General features: G+C 63.1%; 24 protein-coding genes and 1 tRNA gene. 22 read left to right on the forward strand and 3 right to left on the reverse strand.

From position 1 onward, the window contains the following. Positions 1-118: 118 nt before the first annotated feature. The 9 genes from P8R33_RS09380 (at position 119) to P8R33_RS09420 (ending at position 5747) form a co-directional block, all read left to right on the forward strand. Positions 119-436 (forward strand): UrcA family protein, encoded by a 318-nt coding sequence (locus tag P8R33_RS09380; RefSeq protein WP_278328710.1) that lies wholly within the window; start codon positions 119-121, stop codon positions 434-436. Positions 437-503: 67 nt separating this feature from the next. Further along, on the forward strand, positions 504-638 hold the full coding sequence (locus tag P8R33_RS09385; protein ID WP_278328711.1) for a hypothetical protein: 135 nt from the start codon (positions 504-506) through the stop codon (positions 636-638). 14 nt (positions 639-652) lie between these two features. Then, positions 653-850, forward strand: coding sequence for a helix-turn-helix transcriptional regulator (locus P8R33_RS09390; RefSeq protein ID WP_278328712.1), 198 nt, complete (start codon positions 653-655; stop codon positions 848-850). After that, positions 834-1487: a hypothetical protein gene (locus P8R33_RS09395; protein ID WP_278328713.1), complete on the forward strand. Its 654-nt coding sequence runs from the start codon at positions 834-836 to the stop codon at positions 1485-1487. The genes P8R33_RS09390 and P8R33_RS09395 overlap by 17 nt, the downstream gene beginning before the upstream one ends. A 29-nt stretch (positions 1488-1516) precedes the next feature. Then, positions 1517-2437, forward strand: a complete 921-nt coding sequence (locus P8R33_RS09400; RefSeq protein ID WP_278328714.1) for a TraB/GumN family protein — start codon at positions 1517-1519, stop codon at positions 2435-2437. A gap of 69 nt (positions 2438-2506) precedes the next feature. Next, the gene (locus tag P8R33_RS09405; RefSeq protein WP_278328715.1) at positions 2507-3388 is read left to right on the forward strand and encodes a TraB/GumN family protein; all 882 of its coding nucleotides are present in this window, start codon (positions 2507-2509) and stop codon (positions 3386-3388) included. Positions 3389-3513: 125 nt separating this feature from the next. Continuing rightward, positions 3514-4209 carry a 50S ribosomal protein L25/general stress protein Ctc gene (locus P8R33_RS09410; protein WP_278328716.1) on the forward strand — a complete coding sequence of 232 codons (696 nt, stop codon included), beginning with the start codon at positions 3514-3516 and terminating at the stop codon, positions 4207-4209. Between the two features lie 92 nt (positions 4210-4301). Further along, positions 4302-4871 (forward strand): aminoacyl-tRNA hydrolase, encoded by a 570-nt coding sequence (gene pth, locus P8R33_RS09415; protein ID WP_278328717.1) that lies wholly within the window; start codon positions 4302-4304, stop codon positions 4869-4871. A gap of 186 nt (positions 4872-5057) precedes the next feature. Further along, complete coding sequence (locus P8R33_RS09420; protein ID WP_278328718.1) at positions 5058-5747, forward strand: cistern family PEP-CTERM protein; 690 nt, start codon at positions 5058-5060, stop codon at positions 5745-5747. 104 nt (positions 5748-5851) lie between these two features. Here the strand turns inward: P8R33_RS09420 and P8R33_RS09425 are convergent, their stop codons facing one another. Next, positions 5852-7375 carry a tetratricopeptide repeat protein gene (locus P8R33_RS09425; protein ID WP_278328719.1) on the reverse strand — a complete coding sequence of 508 codons (1524 nt, stop codon included), beginning with the start codon at positions 7373-7375 and terminating at the stop codon, positions 5852-5854. 112 nt (positions 7376-7487) lie between these two features. Between P8R33_RS09425 and P8R33_RS09430 the strand changes: the two genes are divergently transcribed. The 6 genes from P8R33_RS09430 (at position 7488) to P8R33_RS09455 (ending at position 13053) form a co-directional block, all read left to right on the forward strand. Continuing rightward, positions 7488-8483 (forward strand): SDR family oxidoreductase, encoded by a 996-nt coding sequence (locus P8R33_RS09430; RefSeq protein ID WP_278328720.1) that lies wholly within the window; start codon positions 7488-7490, stop codon positions 8481-8483. A 65-nt stretch (positions 8484-8548) separates the two neighbouring features. Then, positions 8549-9649 (forward strand): redox-regulated ATPase YchF, encoded by a 1101-nt coding sequence (ychF, locus tag P8R33_RS09435; RefSeq protein WP_278328721.1) that lies wholly within the window; start codon positions 8549-8551, stop codon positions 9647-9649. Positions 9650-9659: 10 nt separating this feature from the next. Then, positions 9660-10925 (forward strand): alkaline phosphatase family protein, encoded by a 1266-nt coding sequence (locus P8R33_RS09440; RefSeq protein ID WP_278328722.1) that lies wholly within the window; start codon positions 9660-9662, stop codon positions 10923-10925. A gap of 58 nt (positions 10926-10983) precedes the next feature. Further along, on the forward strand, positions 10984-11796 hold the full coding sequence (locus P8R33_RS09445) for a DUF1206 domain-containing protein (RefSeq protein ID WP_278328723.1): 813 nt from the start codon (positions 10984-10986) through the stop codon (positions 11794-11796). A gap of 36 nt (positions 11797-11832) precedes the next feature. Next, on the forward strand, positions 11833-12573 hold the full coding sequence (locus P8R33_RS09450; protein WP_278328724.1) for a glutaredoxin family protein: 741 nt from the start codon (positions 11833-11835) through the stop codon (positions 12571-12573). Positions 12574-12588: 15 nt separating this feature from the next. Further along, on the forward strand, positions 12589-13053 hold the full coding sequence (locus tag P8R33_RS09455) for a MaoC family dehydratase (protein WP_278328725.1): 465 nt from the start codon (positions 12589-12591) through the stop codon (positions 13051-13053). Position 13054: 1 nt separating this feature from the next. Here the strand turns inward: P8R33_RS09455 and P8R33_RS09460 are convergent, their stop codons facing one another. Both P8R33_RS09460 and mutL read right to left on the reverse strand, forming a co-directional pair. After that, positions 13055-13540, reverse strand: a complete 486-nt coding sequence (locus tag P8R33_RS09460; RefSeq protein WP_278328726.1) for a hypothetical protein — start codon at positions 13538-13540, stop codon at positions 13055-13057. Continuing rightward, positions 13540-15345, reverse strand: coding sequence for a DNA mismatch repair endonuclease MutL (mutL, locus tag P8R33_RS09465; protein WP_278328834.1), 1806 nt, complete (start codon positions 15343-15345; stop codon positions 13540-13542). The genes P8R33_RS09460 and mutL overlap by 1 nt, the downstream gene beginning before the upstream one ends. A gap of 192 nt (positions 15346-15537) precedes the next feature. Between mutL and P8R33_RS09470 the strand changes: the two genes are divergently transcribed. The 7 genes from P8R33_RS09470 to ribB all read left to right on the forward strand — a co-directional run bounded on the left by P8R33_RS09470 (position 15538) and on the right by ribB (position 22807). Then, positions 15538-16581, forward strand: a complete 1044-nt coding sequence (locus P8R33_RS09470) for a rod shape-determining protein (RefSeq protein WP_278328727.1) — start codon at positions 15538-15540, stop codon at positions 16579-16581. A 12-nt stretch (positions 16582-16593) separates the two neighbouring features. Further along, positions 16594-17484 (forward strand): rod shape-determining protein MreC, encoded by an 891-nt coding sequence (gene mreC / locus P8R33_RS09475; protein WP_278328728.1) that lies wholly within the window; start codon positions 16594-16596, stop codon positions 17482-17484. Beyond that, positions 17484-18035, forward strand: coding sequence for a rod shape-determining protein MreD (gene mreD, locus P8R33_RS09480; protein WP_278328729.1), 552 nt, complete (start codon positions 17484-17486; stop codon positions 18033-18035). Before mreC ends, mreD begins: the two co-directional genes overlap by 1 nt. Beyond that, positions 18035-20152 carry a penicillin-binding protein 2 gene (gene mrdA / locus P8R33_RS09485; RefSeq protein ID WP_278328730.1) on the forward strand — a complete coding sequence of 706 codons (2118 nt, stop codon included), beginning with the start codon at positions 18035-18037 and terminating at the stop codon, positions 20150-20152. The genes mreD and mrdA overlap by 1 nt, the downstream gene beginning before the upstream one ends. Before the next feature lie 41 nt (positions 20153-20193). Then, on the forward strand, positions 20194-21267 hold the full coding sequence (rodA, locus tag P8R33_RS09490) for a rod shape-determining protein RodA (protein ID WP_278328835.1): 1074 nt from the start codon (positions 20194-20196) through the stop codon (positions 21265-21267). Positions 21268-21377: 110 nt separating this feature from the next. Next, positions 21378-21453, forward strand: a tRNA-Lys gene (locus P8R33_RS09495). Between the two features lie 115 nt (positions 21454-21568). Beyond that, positions 21569-22807: a 3,4-dihydroxy-2-butanone-4-phosphate synthase gene (ribB, locus tag P8R33_RS09500; RefSeq protein WP_278328731.1), complete on the forward strand. Its 1239-nt coding sequence runs from the start codon at positions 21569-21571 to the stop codon at positions 22805-22807. Positions 22808-22811 lie beyond the last annotated feature (4 nt).

Consider the following 22811-nt stretch of genomic DNA (forward strand, 5'->3'; position numbering starts at 1 on the left):
AGAACTTTTTGTCAGGCCTTGTTGACATGGTCAGCGAATCACGACATATAGTCAGCACAACCTGACATAACGGAAGGTTGACCTACCACTGGACCGAATATCCAATTGGAGAAGAGACATGAAAAAGACCGTCCTGATTGCTGCTGCCCTCGCGATCCTGCCTGCACAGGCCATCGCGAGCAGCATTCCTTCGATTGCCGTTGAAACGACCGATCTCGACCTCGCCTCGGCGAAAGGTCAGGATCGCCTGGAAGGCCGCGTCGAGAGCGCCATTCGCAAGGCCTGCACCATCGCCGGCAAAGGTCTGACGGTGATGGCTGCGGAAACGCAGTGCCGCGCCGAATTGCGCGAGGCTGCGAATGTCGAAGTCCGCCTCGCCATTTCCGCCGCCCGCGAAGACCGCTTCGCAGCCCTCGACGTCGATCCCGACGCCTGAGCGTGATTCTACCGCCGGGGCGGTGTGCCCTACGCGCTGCCTCGGCGACCTTGCGACGAGAGTTTCCATGACCAACCCACCCATGACCAAGCGCCGGAAACGAGTGCGCAGCCGCAATTTCGCGACGCTGGTCGGCCTGCCTTCTTACGTCGCAGCTTTCTTCGTAGGCAACGCCTGGGCCCGTATCCGGGGGACCGCATGAATGGAGCAGACTGTATGAAGAACCGCCTCAAGGTCCTTCGCGCCGAACGCGACTGGAGCCAGGCCGAGCTCGGCATGCATCTCGACGTATCGCGGCAGGCCGTTAACGCGATCGAGACCGGCAAGCACGATCCCTCGCTCCCGCTCGCCTTCCGCATCGCCCGCCTTTTCAACATGCCTATCGAGGAGATCTTCGATGACGAACTCGACTGATTTCGATGCTCCTGTAAGCGAGCAAACTTCCCCGTTCCGCCGTTGGCTGGGCGTGGGTACGCTGGGGTTCATCCTCATTGCCCTGCTAGGTTTCGTCACCGGCGTGCTGATGTCCGCCGCCGAAAAGGGTGGGTTCTCGATGCGCGGCGGCATCCTTCTGGCGGTCGCGATCGGTTTGATCGCTTTGTGCGCCTGGGGGATAGTCAGGCTTAAGCCGGGGTTTCTGACCGGCGAACCGCAATCGGCGAAAACCAGACGCGCGAACTGGGTGCTGGTCGCCTGCGGCGCACTCGGCGGCATAATCGGACTGACACTTTCCATTGCAGGGCTGGCCAACGGTGACAACGGCGTCTTCAGCAATGGATCGCTTTCGCCGACCGTCGCGTTCATCGTCGTCGCCGCCATCGCATTACTCGTGCCGCTCCTGAGCTTCTATTGGTACGCCAATGCCGATGAGTTCGAGAAACGCGCTTCCGGCGATGGCGCCATCATCGCGATGTATGTCTATTCGATAATCGCACCATGCTGGTGGCTGCTAGAACGCGCCGCCCTGATCCCGCCGCAGGAACCGATGATCGTGTACCTGCTTGTCATTTCTGTCTGGGGCATCGTCTGGCTGTATCGCAAGGCTAACTGATCGCTTCCTTCACTTGAGAGATAACCGATATGAAAGACCTCCTTCTGGCTACCGCCCCCCTCGCGCTTATGCTTCAGGGCTGTGCCACCTATGCCGAAGACAGCGCCGTTGCCTCTACCCCTGTTGCGCCTGTCGAACAGGGCACTGGCGAAGGCCCCGCGCTGTGGAAGGTCGCCGACGAGGATACGACCATCTACCTCTTCGGCACAGTCCACGCCCTGCCCGATGGCGTGGAATGGTATAAGGGTCCGATCGAAACCGCGCTCGGCTCCGCCGATACCCTCGTGACCGAGATCCCGGCCGATGCGACCAGTGATCCTGCATCGCAGCAAGCGATCGCGATGCAGGCCATGTTGCCGGAGGGCGAGACCCTCCGCGGTATCCTGGGTGAAGAACAGGCGGCGAAATACGAAGCGGCGCTCACAGGCTTCGGCCTCCCCGTGAACGCCTTCGACCGGTTCGAGCCGTGGTTCGCCGGCATGACCATGGCGGTGCTCCCCCTGCTCAAGAATGGCTGGACGGCCGAGAGCGGCGTCGAAAACGTGGTCGAGACTAGTGCGGGCGAGGCGGTGGCGCGCGATGCGCTGGAGACGGTCGAATACCAGATCGGCGTGTTCGACAACTTGCCGCAGGACACACAGATCGAGTTTCTGATGAGCACGATCGATAATATCGACCAACTCGTCCCCCTTATGGATGAGATGCTGGCAGAATGGGTCGCCGGCGATGCCGATGGCTTGGCCGAACTCATGAACCGGAGCCTTACCGACCCCGCGCTTGCCAAGGCTTTGCTCTACGATCGCAATGCCAATTGGGCGGAGTGGATCGATGAGCGGATGGATACGCCCGGAACGGTGTTCATCGCCGTCGGCGCCGGTCACCTGGCGGGTGAGAAGAGCGTCCAGGATTACCTTGCCGGGCGCGATATAGCGGTCACCCGGATCCAGTAAGATGCTCCGCGCGGGGGCGCCTGCGGCGTGCCACTTGCACAGCCCGGCAGTTTCGGCTGGAAGACCGGCATGTTGAAACGTCTCGTCTTCGGTTTTTCAGCTCTGGCGCTCTTGACGGCTTGCGAGCAGCAACCCGCGCAGCCGCCTGAGCAGACGACCTACCCCGCGCTGTGGGAAATCGCGCGGGAGGACGGTGCGGTCGAAGGCTGGCTGTTCGGTACGGTCCATGCCTTGCCCGACGATATAGCGTGGCGTTCCCCTCGTCTTGAACAGGTGATCGAGGATGCCGACATGCTCGTTGTCGAGGTGGGCAATTTGGGCGACGGAGCCAAGCTGTCCGCCCTGTTCGAGGATATGGCTTTCGACCGGCCCGAAGGCCCGATCCGCGCCCGCATTCGCGAGGATTTGCGCGACGAATTCGACGAGCTGCTCGTAAAAGCCAAGGTACGCCGCAGCTACTTCGATCCGATGGAAAGCTGGGCCGCTGCCCTCGCCCTCGCCCAGGTGGCTCAGGAGGGGCAGCCGGAGAATGGGGCCGATCGCGCGCTCATCGAAGCTTTCGAAGGCCGCGACCTGATCGAACTTGAGGGGGCCCGCTCGCAACTTGCGATGTTCGACAGTCTGCCCCGCGCGGAGCAACGTGATTTGCTGAATGCAGTGCTAGAAGAGGCGGCCACGCACGGACGCGATCCCGGACGCCTCGCCCGATTGTGGCGCGAAGGCGATACGGAAGAATTGCAACGGCTCACACAGAGCGGGATGCTGGCCGACCCGGAACTGCGTCAGGCGTTGCTTATCGACCGGAATACCGCCTGGGCCACACGCATCGAAAACCTGCTGTCCGCGAGAGACCGGCCGCTGATCGCCGTAGGTGCAGGGCATCTGCTCGGTGACGACGGGCTGCCTGCACTGCTCCGGGCGAACGGATATGTTGTGACCCGCGTCGAATAGCGCGACCCGGCCAAAGCGCTTGCCTTTCGCGCCGGACCTGCTAGGCGCGCGCCCTTCGGCACCATGGTCATCCCTGGAGGCGTGGTGGGACCGAACATTCAATATGCATTCGAAAGGTATGTGCAATGAGCGACGCTCTGACCCTGCCGGCCGAGGCGCGCGAACGGGCTGGCAAGGGAGCCTCCCGTCAACTTCGCCGCGAAGGCCGTGTTCCCGCCGTTATCTATGGCGGCAAGGAAGAACCCACCCTGATCCATGTGGAAGCGAAGGAGCTGGTTCGCCAGCTTGGCACCGGCCACTTTATGAACTCGATCGTGGAAATCGAGCTCGACGGCAAGAAGGTCCGCACAATTCCCAAGGACGTCGCCTTGCACCCGGTCAACGACCGTCCGGAGCACGCTGACTTTTTCCGTCTCGCCAAGGGCGGCAAGATCGAAGTGAACGTGCCCGTTGTGTTCCTGAACGAGGAAGCATCGCCCGGCCTCAAGAAGGGCGGCGTGCTCAACGTCGTTCGCCACGAGCTCGAGCTGGTGTGCGACAATGACAAGATCCCCGGCGAGATCGAGATCGACGTCACCGGCAAGGAAGTCGGCGATTCGATCCACATCAGCGAAGTACAGCTACCCGAGGGTAGCGAAAGCGCGATCACCGATCGCGACTTCACCATCGCAACGCTGGTCGCCCCGTCCGCTCTCAAGAAGAGCGAAGGCGCCGAAGGCGAAGACCAGACCGGCGAAGGCATGGAGCCGGGCGAGACCGCTGCTACCGAGCAGGGTCCGGACGACGACGCCGCGGACGAGCAGGAAGCAAAGAGCGAATAATCCGCTCCGCATCCAGCTAAGAAAACACGAAACGCCGGTCCAGCAATGGGCCGGCGTTTTGCTTTTGGGGATCACGAAGCTAGAGGGCGCTGATGCAGATCTGGACAGGCCTTGGAAATCCCGGACCCAAATACGCCCTACACCGGCACAATGTCGGTTTTATGGTGTGCGATGTGCTGGCCGAAATCCACGGGTTCGGGCCGGTACAGAAGAAGTTCTCCGGGTGGACGCAAGAAGGACGGATCGGCGATGAGAAGATCCTGTTGCTCAAACCGGCCACATATATGAACGAAAGCGGCCGCGCGGTGGGCGAGGCGCTGCGTTTCTACAAGCTGGAACCCGATGCCCTCACAGTGTTCCATGACGAGCTGGACCTGGCGCCATTCAAGGTGAAGGTGCGGGACGGTGGCGGTCTGGCGGGCCATAACGGGCTGCGTTCGATCAACCAGCATCTCGGCCCCGATTTCCGCCGGGTTCGCATCGGCATCGGGCATCCCGGCAGCAAGGAGCGGGTCACCGGCCATGTGCTGGGCAATTACGCCAAGGATGAGTTGGACCCGCTGGCCGATATGCTCGCCGCGATTGCCGCAGAAGCAGGCTGGCTGGCCGCGGGGGACAACGCCCGCTTCATGAGCGATTTCGCGATGCGAATGCAGGGCTGATCGGGCCGCGCGAGGTTGCAATTAGCCAACCGGCTGCAGGGTGTTCCCTAATGAGACAGGCACTTCGTCCCGCTGGCTTTGACGCGTCACTCCTGACATTCCGACGCCATCAATAGTTTGGGCACCGAGACGGGGGCTACCGTGAACTTGAAACGACTTTTCCTAAGGGCACTTGCCATTGTCGGGGTGGCGACCGCCGCGCCGGCAGCTGCAGACCCGATCCTGCTCGATGCCGGATCGGTCGGCGAAAGCTTCACCATCACCTTCGACGGCTTCGTCGACGGCGGCCCCTCGATCGATGGCCTCGGCTCCGAGCTTACGCTCACGCTGACCGGTATCGAGAATGGCGTCTACACCTTCGACTATACGATGACGAACACCGGCGCGGATGGCGACGGCATCGGCTCGCGCGTTTCTGGATTCGCCTTCAACACCGATCCGGATATCGATTCGGCCACCAGCACCGGAACTTACGGCTATACAAACACCGGCTCGAACTATCCCAATGGCATCGGTACAGTCGACGTCTGCTTCCAGGCAGGGCGCACCGGCAGCTGTTCCGGCGGCGGTTCGGGCGGCGTGTTCGACGGCGATAGCGGCAGCGGCACGCTGAGCCTCGAATTCGGCGGAACTGCTCCGGCTTCGCTGACGCTCGACGACTTCTTCGTGCGCTACCAGTCGGTCACTGGTGTCGATGGCGTCGGTTCGGCCAGCGGTCGCCAGACCTCGACGAGCAGCGGCGGCACGACGAGCGGCACCGACGTTCCGGAACCGGGCATGATGCTGCTGTTCGGCCTCGCTTTCCTCGGGCTTGCGGTCGGCACCCGCCGTCGCCGCCCGCTGGCAGCAGCTCCGGCACGGCTTGCCTACGCCTGATAGATTAGCCTCCTGGCTCACGGACAACGGCGCGAGACCAGTGGATCCCGCGCCGTTTTCGTGTCTGGTGCTCAAATAGCCGACATGGACCGGGCGTAAGAGATTTATCCCTTTGTGGCTTCTGTCAGATGCCGCTGGATCGTCGGATTGTCGGGAGCGAGTTTCGCTGCCCGGCGCAGCATTTCGAGACCGCGCGCCCGCGATCCGGTCTGGACCAGAAGCCAGCCGGCGGTATCGAGAATGGAGGCGTTATCCGGCTCCAGCCTGGCCGCACGTAGGGCGATTTCGAGGGCCTGTTCTTCCTTGCCGAGCTTCTCTTTCGCAAAAGCGAGGTTGTTGAGCACCATCGCATTATCGGACCGGGTGCGTGATAGAATGCTCTCGTACCGGGTTTCCGCGTCGCGCCACTGCCGGTTGCGCAGCGCCTGGTCCGCCTTGGCCAATTCACCGCCGACCCACTCGGCAGACGGCATCTCGGCGCGCCGCTCGAATTCTTCGGCAGAGCTGCTTCCCGTCCGTTCTGCGGCGCGGGCGGCGAGGCGCAATTCGGCAGGCGTCGCATCGGCCCGGCTCGCCAGCGGGCGGATCGTGCCGAGGGCGGCGCGTGCATCTCCACCGGCCAGCTGCGCCCGCGCGACAAGCCGGCGCAGCGGGCGCGAGTTAGGCTGCCGGTTCAATTCCGGCTCCAGCACGCCGAGCGCCAGCGCGGGCTGGTCGATCTCGATCAGCGATTCGCCGTAGATCGCAGGCAGTCCCGCAGCGGACCGCAGCTCGTTTTCGTAAGGCTGCAAAATCTTGCGCACGGCCTGCCATTCACCCTCGCCCGCAGCGATCCGCGCTTGGAGGAACGCAATCGAGCGGTCCTCGGGCGCTTCGGCCGCCAGATTGTCGGCGATAACGGCCGCTTCCTCGAACCGGTCGAGCCGGGCGAGCATTTGCGCTTTACCCAGGCGGCCGTCGAAATTGTCGGGATGCAGTTCCAGCGCCCGATCATAGGCCATAAGCGCGCCGCTCAGATCGTTGCGGTTTTCTCTTACCAAGCCTTGGACCAGATGCGCCTCGACCAGTTGCGGATCGCTCTCGATCGCCTGTTCGACCAGTTCAGCTGCCTTGGCGCGATCGCCATTCGCCAGGGCGAACCGTCCGTATGCAGCCAGCAGCCGTGGATCGACCTCGTCGCGAGCCGCGCCAGTAGCGAAGGCTTCCGCCGCCTCGTCGAACTTCTCCTGCCCTATATAGGCCAGCGCACGAATGCGGTCGGCCGCGCCTGTTTCGATGTCGGCCACCCCCGCGAGCGCTTCGTCGAAACGATCCCGCAAGATGTCGGACTCGGCGCGCACGATGGCGACGCGAGGTTGCGAGGCGAACTCCGCAGGAAGGGCGTCGAGCGACGAAGCCGCCCCCTCCCCGTCTCCCAGCGCCAGTTGCGCCCGCGCCAGCAGCAGCCGCATCTCGTGGTCGCCCGGCTGTTCCTTGAGCCCGGCAATCAGCGAAATTCGCGCTGCGCGAAAGTCGTTGGCCGCGAAGGCTTCCTCGGCGGTCGCGAAGCGCGTGGCGGGATCGGGCGAACACGCGGCAAGCGCCGCGGCCAGCACGAGGGTCGATGCAAAATGGCGTTTGCTGAACATGGTTTGCCGCTTAGCAAGATTGCCTGAAATCTTCGTGAAATTTTCGCATCGGAGAGACCCTGTCAATCCGCAGCGCGGGTGCTAGGTAGAGTCACGACATTAGGAGAGAGCCATGCCGAGCATCAATCGCCGTACCCTTCTCGCCGGAGCAGCTGCCACGGGAGTGGCCGTCGTAGGCGCGCGCGCCGCATTGGCCCAGAGCACGCCGGTCCCCGCCAGCCTGGCGGGGAAGAATATTCTTATCACCGGCTGCTCTTCAGGCTTCGGCCGGCTGATGGCGGAAGATTACGCGCGCAAGGGTGCCAAGGTGTTCGCCACCATGCGCAATCTGCCGCGCCCCGAGGCCGCGGAATTGCGCGCCTTGGCCGAAGCCGACGATCTCGACCTGCAAATCATCGAGATCGACGTCACCGACGATGCCCAGGTGGCTGCCGGTGTTGGAGAGGCCGAGCGGATTGCAGGCGGCGCGATTGATGTGCTGGTCAACAATGCGGGCATCGGCATCTCCTCACCCGTCGAGGTGCAGGACATGGAAGCCACTCAGCTGATCTTCGACACCAATGTCTTCGGCTGCCACCGCATGGCCCGCGCCGTCCTCCCCGGCATGCGCGAGCGCGGCTCGGGATTGATCGTGCCGATTTCCAGCCAGCTCGGCCGTGTAATCGTACCCAATGCCGGCCACTACTCCGCGACGAAGTTTGCGCTGGAGGCGATGAGCGAACAGCTTGCCTACGAACTGGTGCCACATGGCATCGACGTCGCGATTATCGAGCCGGGCGGCTATCCGACCGAAGTCTGGGTCAACCGCAACATCTATTCGGCCCAGCTCAAGGAGCGCGCCGAGGACATCCACACCAGCGGCTATCCGCAGGTGGTCGCGCGCATGGGCGAGGAAGACGGCTCCACCCGCAGTGCCGATCCGATGGACGTGCCCAATGCCATTGCCGCGATCATCGCCATGCCGCCGGGCACACGTCCGCTGCGCACGCCGGTGCATCCCGGACCGAAACCGCAGATTCCGATCAACGAGGTCACCGCCAACGTCCAGGTCGGCTGGCTGGGCGAGAGCGGTTATGGCCCCTGGATCAAGGCCGTCCATAACGTCTGACGCTCTGGCATTCCTGCGGCGGCGGCGCTAAGGGCGCGTCCACACCTCATTTTCCGGAGTTATCGATGGGTTTCCGCTGTGGGATCGTCGGCCTGCCGAATGTCGGCAAGTCCACCCTTTTCAACGCCCTTACCGAAACGCAGGCCGCGCAGGCCGCAAACTATCCCTTCTGCACGATCGAGCCCAATGTCGGCCAGGTCGCGGTCCCGGACGAACGGCTGGACAAGATCGCCGGGATTGCGAAATCGGCCAAGGTCGTGCCCACCCAGCTGGCCTTCGTCGACATCGCCGGCCTGGTTAAGGGCGCGAGCCAGGGCGAAGGCCTAGGCAACCAGTTCCTCGGCAATATCCGCGAGGTGGATGCGATCGTCCACGTGCTGCGCTGTTTCGAGGATGACGACATCCAGCACGTCTCCAACAAGGTCGACCCAATCGCCGATGCGGAAGTGGTCGAGACCGAGCTGATGCTGTCCGACCTCGAAAGCCTGGAGAAGCGGGTGCCTGCTGCGGCGAAGCGCGCGACGGGCGGTGACAAGGAAGCGAAGATCATGGCCAGCGTGCTCGGCCAGGCGCTGGATTTGCTGCGCGACGGCAAGCCTGCGCGCCTCACAGAGCCCAAGGACGATGAAGAAGCGCGCATGTTCCGCCAGGCGCAGCTGCTGACTGCCAAGCCGGTGCTCTATGTCTGCAATGTCGCCGAAGAAGATGCGGCCAAGGGCAACGCCCTGTCCGACCTCGTGTTCGAGAAGGCCAAGGCAGAAGGCGCCGAAGCTGTCGTCGTGTCTGCGGCCATCGAGAGCGAGCTGGTGGCCATGCCGCAGGAAGACCGCGCGGAATATCTCGCCGAACTGGGCTTGGACGAATCCGGCCTAAGCCGTGTCATTCGCGCGGGCTACAAGCTACTTGGCCTCAAGACCTTCTTCACTGCGGGTCCCAAGGAATCACGCGCCTGGACCTTTCCCGATGGCGCGAAGGCGCCGCAGGCAGCGGGCGAAATCCATACCGATTTCGAGCGCGGCTTTATTCGCGCTGAAACAATTGCCTACGATGACTACGTTGCGCTGGGCGGCGAAGGCGGTGCCAAGGAGGCCGGCAAGCTGCGGCAGGAAGGCAAGGAATACGTCGTTCAGGATGGCGACGTGATGCTCTTTAAATTCAACGTCTGAGGTGAAACCCATGAACCGGATTGCCGCCGCACTTGCGCTTGGTTTCGCCACCACGCTGGGTAGCTGTGCGACCTATGCCGATGCTCCGCCAGTTGCCGCAGCGCAGGTGGAACAGCGCGAGCCGGTCACCATCCTCGTCTCGATCGACGGCTTCCATCCGGACTATCTCGACCGCGGGCTCACGCCGACCCTGTCTCGTCTCGCCAAAAATGGCGCGACAGCATGGATGGAGGCGTCCTTCCCCACCAAGACCTTCCCCAATCACTGGACGCTGGTCACGGGGCTGGTTCCCGATCATCACGGCATAACCGCCAACCGGATGGAAGACCCCGAGCGGCCGGACGAGACCTTCGGCATGTCCAACGTCGATCCCTGGTGGTGGGCCGATGCGCGCCCGATCTGGGTCGACGCGGAAGAGGCCGGTATCCGGAGCGCAGCGATGTTCTGGCCGGGCTCGGCCGTGCCATGGGGCGGCACCGCCAAGCGTTTCGGCCCGGTAGACGATGGCGTGTTGCCGAGCGACTGGCAAGCATTCAGCATGCAGGTCAGCAATAGGCAGCGCGTCAACAGCGTGCTCGACTGGCTGCGTCGTCCGGCGGATATCCGCCCGGAGTTCGTGACACTCTATTTCGACACTATCGATACGGCAGGCCATGATGTCGGCCCTCAAGACGAAGAACTCGGTGTCGCCCTGCGCGATATAGACCGGCACATCGCCGATCTGGTCGCGGGCCTCGAGCAATTGGGACAGCCGGCAAACCTCGTCATCGTTTCCGACCATGGCATGGCCGCTACCAGCTCGCAGCGGATGATCGGGCTCGACACGATCGTCGATCCGTCGCTCTATCGCCTTGTCGAGGGCGGAGCCTACGCTACCTTCGAGCCGACCGAAGGCAACCGCGCTGCGTTCGAGGCGGCTATCCTAACCGATCACGAGCACATGGAGTGCTGGCGCAAGGACGAAATGCCGGAGCGGTTCGAGTACGGCACGCACCGCCGGATCCCGCCGTATTTCTGCCTCGCGGAAACGGGCTGGACAATCGCGCCGACCGCTTCAGACAGCAGTTGGACGGGCGGTTCGCATGGTTACGATCCCGTCGCGCCGGAGATGGCGTCGCTTTTCATTGCGCATGGTCCGGCATTTCGCACCGGGATCGCCCTGCCCTCGTTCCGGAACACATCGGTGGAGCCGTTGCTGAGAGAGCTGATCGGTCTGCCGCCCCGTGGCCGGACCGACGGATCGCTCGATCCCCTGCGGCCTGCCCTCAACCAATAGTTCTGGAACGGATTGCGACCGCGCCACGTTAGCACCCTGAACAACAGGGAGCCTCGACGTGGTCGACAAATCAGAAAAATTCAATTGGTTGGTGCGCGTGGGCTATTTCAGCCGTGCGATCCTCTATTTCGTCCTCGGCCTGATCGCGCTCACCAGCGCCCAGAAAATTGCCGAGGGCACCAATGGTATCTTCCGCGCGATCCAAGAGTTTCCGCTCGGTACGGTGATCCTGTGGATCATGGTCGTCGGCCTGATTGCCTATGCGCTGTTCCGCTTCTGCTCCTTGTTCTTCGACATCGAGAACAACGGATCGGACGCCAAGGGCTGGGGCAAGCGTATCGGCCATGCGGGTAGCGGCGTCGCCCACCTTGCACTCGCATACTCGGCTTACAAGTTCGCCACCAGCGATACGAGCGGTTCGTCCGGCACTAGCGGCGGCGGCGCGCAGGAGGCGGCCTCCGGCGTCCTCGGGTTCGAATTTGGCGGCATCGTGCTCGGCCTGCTCGGCATCGCGCTGTTCGTGGCAGCGTTTCACCAGGCGAAGAAGGGCATCACCGGCAGCTTCATGCACCGCATCAGCGGTCGGGCGCCCGATTTCACGCGCTGGCTCGGCGGAGCGGGCTTTCTTGCCCGCGCGGTCGTCTACACCGTCATCGGCTGGTCGCTGTTCCAGGCAGGCTTCATGTCGGGCGGTGCGGACCAGATCAAGACGCTGGGCGATGCAGTTGCCAGCCTGGCAGGCGATGGGTTCATTTTCACCCTGACCGCGATCGGCCTGCTGCTCTTCGGTCTCTTCAGCCTCGTGCTGGCTCGCTATCGGATCATTCCCGATCTCGACCCCGATGCCGGCGTGCCGAAATTCCGCGCCTGAGTTGAAACATACCCCCCGGGGGTATATGTGGAAAGGATGACCAAGACCGCAAAACTCTATCGCATGGTGATGGACAAGCATGTCTGCCCCTATGGCACCAAGTCGAAATGGCTGCTGGAGCGAAAGGGTTTTGCGGTCGAGGATCACCACCTCACCACTCGCGAAGAAACCGATGCCTTCAAAGCTGAGCATGGCGTCAAAACGACGCCTCAGACCTTCATCGATGGCGAGCGGCTTGGTGGTTACACCGAACTCAGAAAGCATTTCGGATACGACAAGAAGGACGACAGCGGGAAAAGTTACACCCCCGTCCTTGCCGTCTTCGCGGTCGGCGTGGCCCTCGCGGTTGCGCTAAGCCTCTTCGTCTATCAGTCGCCCCTCACCATCCGCACGGCTGAATGGTTCGTCGCCTTCTCGATGGCGATGCTGGCGATGCTCAAGCTGCAGGACGTCGAGCAATTTTCGACCATGTTCGTCGGCTACGATCTGCTCGGCCAGCGGTGGGTGCCTTATGCCTACGCCTACCCGTTCCTGGAAGCGACCGCGGCGGTTCTGATGGCCGGGCGAATTCTCCCTTGGATATCAATACCGGTGGCTTTGACGATCGGCACGATCGGAGCGGTCAGCGTATTCTACGCCGTTTATATCCAGAAGCGCGACATCAAATGCGCATGCGTGGGCGGGTCGGGCAATGTGCCGCTGGGCTTCATCTCGCTCAGCGAGAACCTCGCCATGATCGGTATGGGGATTTGGATGTTGCTTCGCCCCGCGCTCTGATCCATCCCCGTCGGCATGATCTATTTCGAAGACATCGAAGTCGGCAGCCGCCAGTCCTTCGGCCGGTACGAAGTCACCCGCGAAGAGGTGCTGGATTTCGCCAGCAAATACGATCCGCAGCCTTTTCACCTTGATGACGAGGCCGCAGCGCAGACCCATTTCGGGCGAATCTCGGCCAGCGGCTGGCATACCTGCGCGATGACCATGGCCATGATGGTCGAGAACCTGACCGCCAACAAGCAGGCCGGGCTCGGCTCACCCGGTGTCGATCAGCTCCGCTGGAAAAAGCCCGTGTACCCCGGCGACACGTTGCGCTGCGAAAGCGAGATCCTCGAAAAGCGCCGGAGCAAGTCGCGCCGCGAAATGGGCATTTTCAAGAGCCGGACGACGACCTTCAACCAGCATGACGAACCCGTGCTAGAAATGATCAGCAACGGCCTGATCCGCGTACGCGATGAGGACGCGCCGATAGAGGACTAGTTCAGGCGCCGCACTGCACGATGCCGGTGGCCTGGTAGACCACGCCGCCATATTGGTCTTCGACCGTCAGTTCCCCGGAGTAGTCGCTGGTTTCCATCCCGGTCGGTGCTTCGCTGGCCTCGTCGATGGCGAGCGAGAAGGAATAGGCCTTCCCGTCGTATTTGGAGCGGGCGAGATAGGGTAATTCCCTGCTTCCCGAGTCTGCCGCGAACGTCAGTATCTCGCCCTTGCGCTTGAGATAGCCTTCTTCCGCCATTGCGATCGCCACGGCACCCATCCCGCCGCCATCGGGAGCGAAGTTGCACCCGGCGCCATATAGGTCGTTCTGCTCGATATCGGGATAATCGATAGGCTCCAGCGCCAGCTCTTCCGGAACGGGTGTTTGGTTCGCCTCGACCTCGGCAACTGCAGCCTGGCGTTCTTCCTCGCTCGGCTCGGCCGAACAGGCGGCCAGAGCCAGCAGGGCCACCGGAATTGCTATCCGCATCAATGCCTCCCGAAAAGTTTCTCGACGTCTTCCATCGACAGTTTGACCCAAGTCGGACGCCCGTGGTTGCATTGCCCTGAACGAGGCGTGCGCTCCATTTCGCGCAGCAGCGCGTTCATCTCGTCCACCCGCAATGTACGCCCTGCCCTTACCGAGCCATGGCAGGCCATCGTCGCGAGCACGAGATCGAGCTTCTCGCCGAGCAGCAGCGCCTCGCCGTTGAGCGCAAGATCGTCGTCGATATCACGCAGCAGCTTCTCGGGATCGGTCCGGGCGATGGCGTGCGGCATGGATCGCACCAGCATGGCGGATGGCCCGAAGCGCTCGATGCGGAAGCCGAGTTCGGCCAGCTTCGGCGCGGCGTCCTCAAGCCGGTCGCAGGCGGTTTCCTCCAGCTCGACCACTTCGGGAATGAGCAGCACCTGCTCGCGCTTCACCGCATCCTCGGCCCCCGCCGCACGAAGGCGTTCGAGGACGAGACGCTCGTGCGCCGCATGTTGATCGACCAGCACAAGACCGTCCTGCGCCTCGGCAACGATATAAGTGTTCGCGACCTGACCGCGGGCGATGCCGAGCGGATAGTCCCTGTCCTCCTCCGCGACCGGCTGCGCCTCTTCCGCCCGCCCGCGCGGGGCAGCCACCACATCGGCTTCCATGCCGCGCCAGGCTTCATTCGGCTCGGACACGCGCGAGGGAGATGGTCCGGTCCAGTCGCGGCCCGAGAAGATCGAGCGAAGCGCAGGAGACGGTTCTTCGCGTTCGGGTTCCGCCTGCCAGCGCCCCATCGCGCCCGCATCGGGACTTTGCGCGCTGCGCTTGTCGCCGGTCGCGAGCGCCTGTCGCAGTCCGGACACGATAAAGCCCCGCACACCCTGCGCATCGCGGAAGCGAACCTCGGTCTTGGCCGGGTGAACATTCACGTCGACATCCTCCGCCGGCACGTCGAGAAACAGCGCCAGTACCGCATGGCGGTCTCGGGCAAGCATGTCGGCATAGGCCCCGCGCACCGCGCCGGTCAGCAGCCGGTCCTTAACCGGCCGTCCGTTGACGAACAGATACTGGTGGTCAGCCACGCCGCGATTATACGTCGGCAGGCCCGCGACCCCGGTCAGCCGCATCGCACCCCGCTCCATATCGAGCAGCACGCCATTGTCCTTCAATTCGCGCGCGACGATCTGGGCGACACGGTCTTGCGGGGTCTCTCCGCCCTGCAGCGCGAAGATACGACGGTCGCCATGATCGAGCGTGAAGGCAATGTCCGGGCGCGCCATCGCCAGACGTTGCACTACATCCTTGCAGGCTGCGTATTCGCTGCGAGGGGTCCGCAGGAACTTGCGCCGCGCAGGCACCTTGCCGAACAGGTTCTCGACCCGCACGCGGGTGCCGGGTGGAAGGGCAGCAGGTCCCTCGGTAGTCGTCTCGCCGTGGTCGACGACCCTCTTCCAGCCCGTGTCTGCGCCTTGCGGCCGGCTTTCCAGCGTGAAGCGCGCTACGCTGGCGATGCTGGGCAAGGCTTCGCCGCGAAAGCCTAGCGTCATGACTTGCTCGATCGCCTCGTCGGGCAGCTTCGAGGTCGCGTGCCGTTCGAGCGCGAGGCTCATCTCGTCCGCCGTCATGCCGCAGCCGTCGTCGGTGACCTCGAGGCTCGCTAGCCCGCCTTCGACCAGCTTCACCGCAATCCGGCTCGCGCCGGAATCGATCGCATTCTCGACCAGTTCCTTGAGCGCGGAGGACGGCCGCTCCACGACCTCGCCCGCAGCAATGCGATTGACCAGAGCGTCGGGAAGGCGGCGGATTTGCGGCATTTGCGGATTGTAGCGATGAACGGGCGCGAATCCGAGATCGGGCGAGCGAGTTTCCACCGCTGCCCATAAGGAAATTTTTGGCAATTTCCGCATTGTATCGTTAAAGAGCGCGCCATCCCTGTCCTCCGGGTCGATGCAGCACTCGCTTGCCGCTCTGCACCAACCCAAGATCAAACGGAAAAACGAATTAAAATGGGCTTCTGGAACAACCTCTTCAAATTCGGCGTGCAGAACATGGCGATCGACCTCGGGACCGCCAACACGCTGGTCTATGTCCAGGACCAGGGCATTGTGCTGAACGAGCCGAGCGTGGTCGCGCTGGAAACGATCAACGGCCAGAAGCGCGTGAAGGCCGTCGGTGACGACGCGAAGATGATGATGGGCAAGACGCCCGACAGCATCGAAGCGATCCGGCCGCTGCGCGATGGGGTGATTGCCGACCTCGACGTCGCCGAAGAGATGATCAAGCACTTCATCCGCAAGGTGAACGGTCGCAAGAGCCTGATGCGTTATCCCGAGATCACCATCTGCGTGCCCTCGGGTTCGACCAGCGTCGAGCGCCGGGCGATCCGCGACGCAGCATCGAATGCGGGCGCCAGCCAGGTCTATCTGATCCTCGAACCGATGGCTGCCGCGATCGGTGCCGACATGCCCGTGACCGAGCCGGTCGGCAGCATGGTCGTCGATATCGGCGGCGGCACGACAGAAGTTGCCGTGCTCTCGTTGCGCGGACTGGCCTACACCACCTCGGTGCGCACCGGAGGCGACAAGATGGACGAGGCGATCGTCTCTTATGTCCGCCGACATCACAACCTGCTGATCGGTGACGCCACGGCCGAGCGGATCAAGAAGGATTACGGCGTCGCCCGCGCACCCGAGGACGGCATTGGCGAGAGCATTACGATCAAGGGCCGCGATCTTGTGAACGGGGTTCCGAAAGAGATCACGATCAACCAGGGCCACGTCGCAGAGGCGTTGAACGAACCCATCGGCGCGATCGTCGAAGGCGTCCGCATCGCTTTGGAAAACACTGCGCCCGAACTGGCTGCCGATATCGTCGATCAGGGCATCGTCCTCACCGGCGGCGGCGCGCTGATCGGTGGGCTGGACGAGTATTTGCGCGAGGAAACCGGCCTGCCGGTGACCATCGCCGAGGATCCGCTGTCCTGTGTCGCGGTCGGCACCGGTCGGGCGATGGAGGATCCGATCTATCGCGGCGTCCTGATGACGGCGTAAGGGGGACTGCATATGGCGCCGACAGGCCAACGGCGCTCGGGCTATTCGCGAAGGGCGCAGTACAATCTCTTCACCGGCTATATCGTCGCCGGGATCGGCGCCCTGATCGGTGCCGTGCTGCTGGTGCTGTCGTTCTTCCAGCCCCAGCTGTTCGGCGGGCTGCGAGGCGCGGCGGCCGATGGCGTGTCTCCGGCGACCGAGACTTCCGCCACGGTGCGCACGGGCAGCAAGAGCATCTGGGATTCGATCAGCGGTTATTACCGCGCCGGGTCCAAAAATGCCGAACTCAAGCGCGAAATGGAAATTGCCCGTATCCGCCTGGCCGAAGCACAAGCGGTCGAGCAGGAAAACCTTCGCCTGAAGGCGCTTCTGGGCTTGCGGGAAGAAGACATCGAACCTGTTGCCGTCACACGGCTGGTCGGCTCCACGGCGTCGAGCACGCGTCGCTTTGCCTATGTCGGGGCAGGCAGCGATCAGGGTGTCGAGGTCGGCATGCCGATCCGCTCGCCGCGCGGCGTCGTCGGCCGGGTGCTCGAAACCGGCAGCGATAGCGCCCGCATCCTGCTGCTAACCGACACCGAAAGCGTACTGCCGGTCCGCCGCGCGAGCGACGAAGTCGTCGCTTTTGCCGAGGGTCGCGGCGACGGCCTTTTACGCATCCGGCTGATCAACCTCGGCATCAATCCGCTCGAAAAAGGCGATCTGTTCGTGACGAGCGGTGCAGGCGGATATTATCGCCCGGGTGCTGCCGTCGCGATCCTGGTCGAAAAGACCGACGACGGCGGTCTTGCCCGCATGGTCAGCGATCCGGCAGCGACCGACTTCGTTTCCATCGACCCGATTTTCGAGCCTGAAGCCGCTTTGGCAGTCGAGACGCCGACCGAAACCGAGCTGTCCGACTGATGGAGCGGATCGACCCGCGCGCACGCAGCGACGCTTACGGCAATCGTATCAATCGCTCGCATTCGACTTTCCTCGCGACGGTCGTGCCGTGGGGATCGATCCTCCTCGCGTCGATCCTGCCGCTGTTCCCGATAGCTTCCGCACTGCCGCTCCTGCCACCGCTCGGCTTTCTCATGTTACTCGGCTGGCGGCTCGTGCGCCCCGGTCTTTTGCCGGTGTGGGCCGGCATTCCGCTCGGCCTGTTCGACGACCTTTTTAGCGGTCAGCCCTTCGGCTTTGCGATACTGACCTGGTCGCTCGCGCTGATCGGGATCGAGATCCTCGAAGGTCGGTTGCCGTGGCGCGCCTTCTGGCAGGACTGGTTCACCGCTGGTATAGTCGTAAGCGTGTATCTGATTGTTGGCTGGCTGCTATCCGGCGCCACGCCCAACATCCATTCGCTTATCGCTCTCGTGCCCCAACTTGTGCTGTCCATCCTGCTTTTCCCCATCCTCTCGCGCATAGTCGCGCGGCTCGATCGCTTCCGGCTGCATCGCTGGAGGACGATCTGATGGGCTTGCGCAACAGGAACAAGCGGCGCGATATCGTCAGCCAGACGACGCTCGACAATGCCTTCGACCGACGTACCTTCACCATCGGCACGGCGATGGGCGGGCTCGGCGTACTGCTCGCTGCACGCATGGGCTATATTGCCATTGCCGAGAACGAAAAATACGAACTCGAAAGCGAGAGCAATCGCGTCAATCTGTCGCTGATCCCGCCGCGGCGTGGCTGGCTGCTCGATCGCAACGGTGCCCCCCTGGCATCCAACCGTGCCGACTTCCGCGTCGACATCATCCCGGATCGCACGCCCGATCCGGACCGGACGGTCGCGGTCCTTACCGACATACTCGAGCTCGACGAAAACCAGTCCGCCGACGTGCTCAAGCGGATCGAGGACTCGCCCGGCTTTCAGCCCGTCGAAGTCGCCTCCGGCCTTAAGTACGATCAGTTCGCCGCTGTCAGCGTTCGCCTGCCCGACCTTCCCGGCGTCGTACCGCAGCGCGGCTTCTCCCGCTTCTATCCGACCGGCCCGTCGGTCGGTCACCTGATCGGCTATGTCGGGCCCGCCAATGCCGAGGAGTACGAGGAGCAGGACCGCAACCCGCTGCTCATCACCCCGGGCTACAAGATCGGCAAGGACGCGCTGGAGCAGCAGTTCGAGCTTGATTTGCGGGGCATTCCCGGTGCGCGGCGTGTCGAAGTGACCGCATCGGGCCGTATCGTCCGCGACCTTGAAACGCGCGAAGACGTCCAAGGCGATCCCGTTCGCCTGACCATTGACGGTCCGCTGCAGGATTATGCCGCGCGGCGCATCGGCCTCGAAAGCGGATCCTGCGTGGTGATGGATTGCGAAACCGGCGATGTGCTCTGCATGTCCTCCATGCCGAGCTTCGATCCGAACAGCTTCTCGCAAGGGATCGGCCGCGTGGAATATGCCATGCTGCGCGATGACGAGCGCGTGCCGCTGCGCAACAAGGTGCTGAAAGGGCTCTACCCACCCGGTTCGACGGTCAAGCCGATGCATTGCATGGCCTTCCTCGATGCAGGCGTGAAGCCGGAAGAAACCATTGTCTGTGGCGGCGGCCGGCGGATCGGCAATCGCTTCTTCAACTGCTGGAGCAACCACGGCTCGGTCGACATGGCCAAGGCCATCTACCAGAGTTGCGACAGCTATTTCTATCACTTCGCACAGCAAGTCGGTTTCGACCATGTCGCGAAATGGGCGCATAAAATGGGTTTGGGCGAAGAATTCCCCCTTCCCGTCACCAGCCAATTCTACGGCACCGTGCCCGATCCGGCGTGGAAGAAAAAGAAGTTCGATCAGGACTGGCAGCCCTACGATACGGTGAACTCGTCCATCGGCCAGGGCTACTATCTCACCAGCCCGCTGCAATTGGCGGTGATGAGCGCACGCCTCGCGACCGGCAACCGGGTCATGCCGCGCCTGCGCCTGACCGATGAGAAACCAAAGTTCGAGCATTTCGACTTCAGCCCCGAGGAGATCGGCTACGTTCGCCAGGCGATGAGCGACACGGTCAACGGACCCGGCACGGCCGGGCGCGCCCGCCTGCCGTTCGATGATATTCTCATGGCCGGTAAAACGGGTACCGCGCAGGTGGTTTCGCTGAGCATTTCGAACGGCAAGACGGGTCCATGGAAATATCGCGACCACGGCCTGTTCGTGTTCTTCGCACCCTTCGACAAGCCGAAATACGCCGGCGCGGTGGTGATTGAGCACGGAGGCGGATCTGGCTCGGCCTATCCCATTGCGCGGGACGTCATGACCTTCATGTTCGATCCGGCAAAGGGCATGGAAGCCTTGCGCCCGCTCGAAGAGCAATGGGGCGGCACGGCGCAGGAGCGCCTCAATCAGAAATATCGCGCCTATGCGGCGGCGGCCGGAGAAGCGGTTCCACCGGTGCCCGAGCGCGACGAGGATATCTTCGACCAGGTCGAGGCCGAAGCGCGTGTTGCGGCGCGGCAGCCCGAAGCGATCGCCGAAGAAGCCAACCCGTCGCGCGTCGATACCCGCTCTGCCCAAGAGGTGTCCGAAGACACCAACTCGGCGAGGCCGACTTCGCCCGGATCGACCCCACAGGCCACCCCGGCGGACGATCCCGAGTGAGCGGGATCGTACCCGATCCGATAGCCCGCCAGCCCTGGCGGATGCTCTTCCCGCTGTTCGTCCTGATCGGCTTCGGCGCGCTCGTTCTGTTTTCCGCGGCAGGAGGGTCTTGGGAGCCCTATGCTTCCTCGCATGTGATCCGCTTCTTGGTCTTCCTGCCGATGGCCTTCGTCATCAGCATGTTCAGTCGAGAACTGGCACAGTTCTTCGCCTTCCCCGTCTACATCGTGATTATCGTCATGCTGATGGCGGTGGAGGCGATCGGTTTCGTCGGCGGGGGTAGCCAGCGCTGGCTCGATCTGGGCTTCATGCAATTGCAGCCGTCGGAGCTGATGAAACCGGGGCTCGTCCTCGTCCTTGCGCGCTTTTACGCCAACCTGCCTATCGGCCTGATCCCGACCTGGCGATCGGTCGTTCCCGCGGCCGCCCTGATCGGCGCTCCGGTGGCGCTGGTCCTGCTGCAGCCCGACCTCGGTACATCGCTCGCCTTGGCCTTCGGCGGCGCGGTCGTGATGTTCGTCGCAGGACTGCCGCTGCGCTGGTTTCTCGCTGCCGGAGCTGCTGCCGCCGTCCTCGCGCCGATCGCTTTCTTCTTCGGCCTCCAGCCCTATCAGCAGCGACGCGTCTTCACCTTCCTCGACCCGGAAAGCGATCCGCTGGGCGATGGCTATCACATCACCCAGTCCAAGATCGCCATCGGTTCGGGCGGGCTGAGCGGCAAGGGCTTCAACGAAGGCTCGCAGAGCCACCTCAACTACCTGCCCGAACCGCAGACGGACTTCATCTTCTCGACCATGGCCGAGGAGTGGGGTTTCATCGGCGGTCTTGTCGTGATCGCCGCCTTCGCCATGATCTTGGGCTGGGGCCTGAAAACCGCGCGCGAAAGTCAGGACCGCTTCGGAAAATTGCTGGCTACAGGGATGACGGCAACGATCTTCTTCTACGTCGCGATCAATCTCATGATGGTCATGGGGCTCGCGCCCGTTGTGGGCATCCCCCTACCCTTTATGAGCCATGGCGGCAGCTCGATGATGACGAACATGATCTGCATCGGATCGCTGATGATGGTCGCCCGCTGGAACCGCCGGGCCCCGCGCACCGGCCTCATTTCCTGAACGCACCTCGGGCGACCGGAAAAAGCCCTTTTAATCGCTAGCAGGCCAGCTATATGAGCGCCTCCCCGATTCGGGGCGCCCATCCACGGGCGAGCGGCAAGCCGCAGTGTGGACGCATAGCTCAGTTGGTAGAGCAGCTGACTCTTAATCAGCGGGTCCTAGGTTCGAGCCCTAGTGCGTCCACCATTTTTCTTTAATTTCATTGTGCGACTTTCGCTGTCACAGGCGGAATGCGCCACACCCGTATGCAATGTGATTGCGTTGTTTGACATCACATTTCGATGTGATAGTCAGCCGAGCCATGAACACTATCGACAAAGTTCGCTCGCTCGTCTCGCAGGGCCTGATGACCCGTGCTGGCCTCGCCCGCGCAGCCGGGTTGCATGCCAATACCCTGCGCGATTGCGCCGATGACGGCTGGAACCCGACCGCCGATACGCTCGCAAAGCTTGAGGCCTTCCTTGAGGCGAACGACGAAACGCCGGTCATCGTCGGGGCCGAGGAGATCATCAACGAAGCCCGCAATGGCCGGATGTACATTCTCGTCGATGACGAGGACCGCGAGAACGAGGGGGATCTCATCATCCCTGCGCAGATGGCGACGCCCGATGCGATCAATTTCATGGCCACCCACGGCCGCGGACTCATCTGCCTATCGCTCGACCGCAAGCGGGTCGAGGCGCTCGGTCTAGAACCGATGAGCCGCGACAATCGCGAAAGCATGCAGACCGCTTTTACCACCTCGATCGAGGCCAAGACCGGTGTCACCACCGGCATCAGCGCGGCAGACCGTGCGCGGACCGTGTCGGTCGCCATCGATGCGAGCAAGGGGCCGGACGATATCGTCACTCCGGGCCACGTCTTCCCCCTCGCCGCGCGCGACGGCGGGGTCCTCGTGCGCGCCGGCCATACCGAGGCGGCGGTAGATATCTCGCGCCTCGCGGGTCTCAATCCGGCGGGCGTCATCTGCGAAATCATGAACGAGGACGGCACAATGGCCCGCCTCGACGACCTCGTCACGTTCGCGCGCAAGCACGAAATGAAGATCGGCACGATCCGCGACCTGATCGAATATCGCATGCGCAACGACCACCTCGTCGAGCGCGTCGCCGAAGACACTTTCGAGTCCGACTATGGCGGCGCATGGCGGATGATGATCTATCGCAACACGGTCGACGGCAGCGAGAGCTATGTCCTGCAGAAGGGCGAAGTGAAGCCCGGCGAACCCACCCTCGCCCGCGTCCATCCGATCTCGATCTTCGACGACGTGCTCGGCAAGCCGGGGGCGCGCAAGCGCACCTTGCAGCGGGCGATGCAGGCAGTCGGCGATCATGGCTCGGGCGTGATCGTAATCATCACTGGCCGTCCGGCGAGCGGCTATGGCGAGAGCGAAGCCGAGCGCAATGTCGGCATCGGCTCCCAGATCCTGGCAGACCTGGGCATCGAGGACATGATCCTGCTCAGCAATTCGCAACCCAATGTCGTGGCGATCGAAGGCTATGGCCTCAACATCGTCGACCACCGTCCCATTCCGGAGTGATTCC

The organism is Qipengyuania flavescens (assembly GCF_029688735.1).
Taxonomy (GTDB): Bacteria; Pseudomonadota; Alphaproteobacteria; order Sphingomonadales; family Sphingomonadaceae; genus Qipengyuania.

Excerpts from the sequence above, each read along its gene's own strand:
- P8R33_RS09410 (WP_278328716.1), top strand. The coding sequence starts at position 3,514 with ATGAGCGACGCTCTGACCCTGCCGGCCGAGGCGCGCGAACGGGCTGGC.
- P8R33_RS09440 (WP_278328722.1), top strand. The coding sequence starts at position 9,660 with ATGAACCGGATTGCCGCCGCACTTGCGCTTGGTTTCGCCACCACGCTG.
- P8R33_RS09450 (WP_278328724.1), top strand. The coding sequence starts at position 11,833 with ATGACCAAGACCGCAAAACTCTATCGCATGGTGATGGACAAGCATGTC.
- P8R33_RS09395 (WP_278328713.1), top strand. The coding sequence starts at position 834 with ATGACGAACTCGACTGATTTCGATGCTCCTGTAAGCGAGCAAACTTCC.
- P8R33_RS09430 (WP_278328720.1), top strand. The coding sequence starts at position 7,488 with ATGCCGAGCATCAATCGCCGTACCCTTCTCGCCGGAGCAGCTGCCACG.
- P8R33_RS09400 (WP_278328714.1), top strand. The coding sequence starts at position 1,517 with ATGAAAGACCTCCTTCTGGCTACCGCCCCCCTCGCGCTTATGCTTCAG.
- ychF (WP_278328721.1), top strand. The coding sequence starts at position 8,549 with ATGGGTTTCCGCTGTGGGATCGTCGGCCTGCCGAATGTCGGCAAGTCC.
- P8R33_RS09390 (WP_278328712.1), top strand. The coding sequence starts at position 653 with ATGAAGAACCGCCTCAAGGTCCTTCGCGCCGAACGCGACTGGAGCCAG.
- pth (WP_278328717.1), top strand. The coding sequence starts at position 4,302 with ATGCAGATCTGGACAGGCCTTGGAAATCCCGGACCCAAATACGCCCTA.
- ribB (WP_278328731.1), top strand. The coding sequence starts at position 21,569 with ATGAACACTATCGACAAAGTTCGCTCGCTCGTCTCGCAGGGCCTGATG.
- mreC (WP_278328728.1), top strand. The coding sequence starts at position 16,594 with ATGGCGCCGACAGGCCAACGGCGCTCGGGCTATTCGCGAAGGGCGCAG.
- mrdA (WP_278328730.1), top strand. The coding sequence starts at position 18,035 with ATGGGCTTGCGCAACAGGAACAAGCGGCGCGATATCGTCAGCCAGACG.
- P8R33_RS09455 (WP_278328725.1), top strand. The coding sequence starts at position 12,589 with ATGATCTATTTCGAAGACATCGAAGTCGGCAGCCGCCAGTCCTTCGGC.
- P8R33_RS09380 (WP_278328710.1), top strand. The coding sequence starts at position 119 with ATGAAAAAGACCGTCCTGATTGCTGCTGCCCTCGCGATCCTGCCTGCA.
- P8R33_RS09460 (WP_278328726.1), bottom strand. The coding sequence starts at position 13,540 with ATGCGGATAGCAATTCCGGTGGCCCTGCTGGCTCTGGCCGCCTGTTCG.
- mreD (WP_278328729.1), top strand. The coding sequence starts at position 17,484 with ATGGAGCGGATCGACCCGCGCGCACGCAGCGACGCTTACGGCAATCGT.
- rodA (WP_278328835.1), top strand. The coding sequence starts at position 20,194 with ATGCTCTTCCCGCTGTTCGTCCTGATCGGCTTCGGCGCGCTCGTTCTG.
- P8R33_RS09405 (WP_278328715.1), top strand. The coding sequence starts at position 2,507 with ATGTTGAAACGTCTCGTCTTCGGTTTTTCAGCTCTGGCGCTCTTGACG.
- mutL (WP_278328834.1), bottom strand. The coding sequence starts at position 15,345 with ATGCCGCAAATCCGCCGCCTTCCCGACGCTCTGGTCAATCGCATTGCT.
- P8R33_RS09470 (WP_278328727.1), top strand. The coding sequence starts at position 15,538 with ATGGGCTTCTGGAACAACCTCTTCAAATTCGGCGTGCAGAACATGGCG.
- P8R33_RS09425 (WP_278328719.1), bottom strand. The coding sequence starts at position 7,375 with ATGTTCAGCAAACGCCATTTTGCATCGACCCTCGTGCTGGCCGCGGCG.
- P8R33_RS09385 (WP_278328711.1), top strand. The coding sequence starts at position 504 with ATGACCAACCCACCCATGACCAAGCGCCGGAAACGAGTGCGCAGCCGC.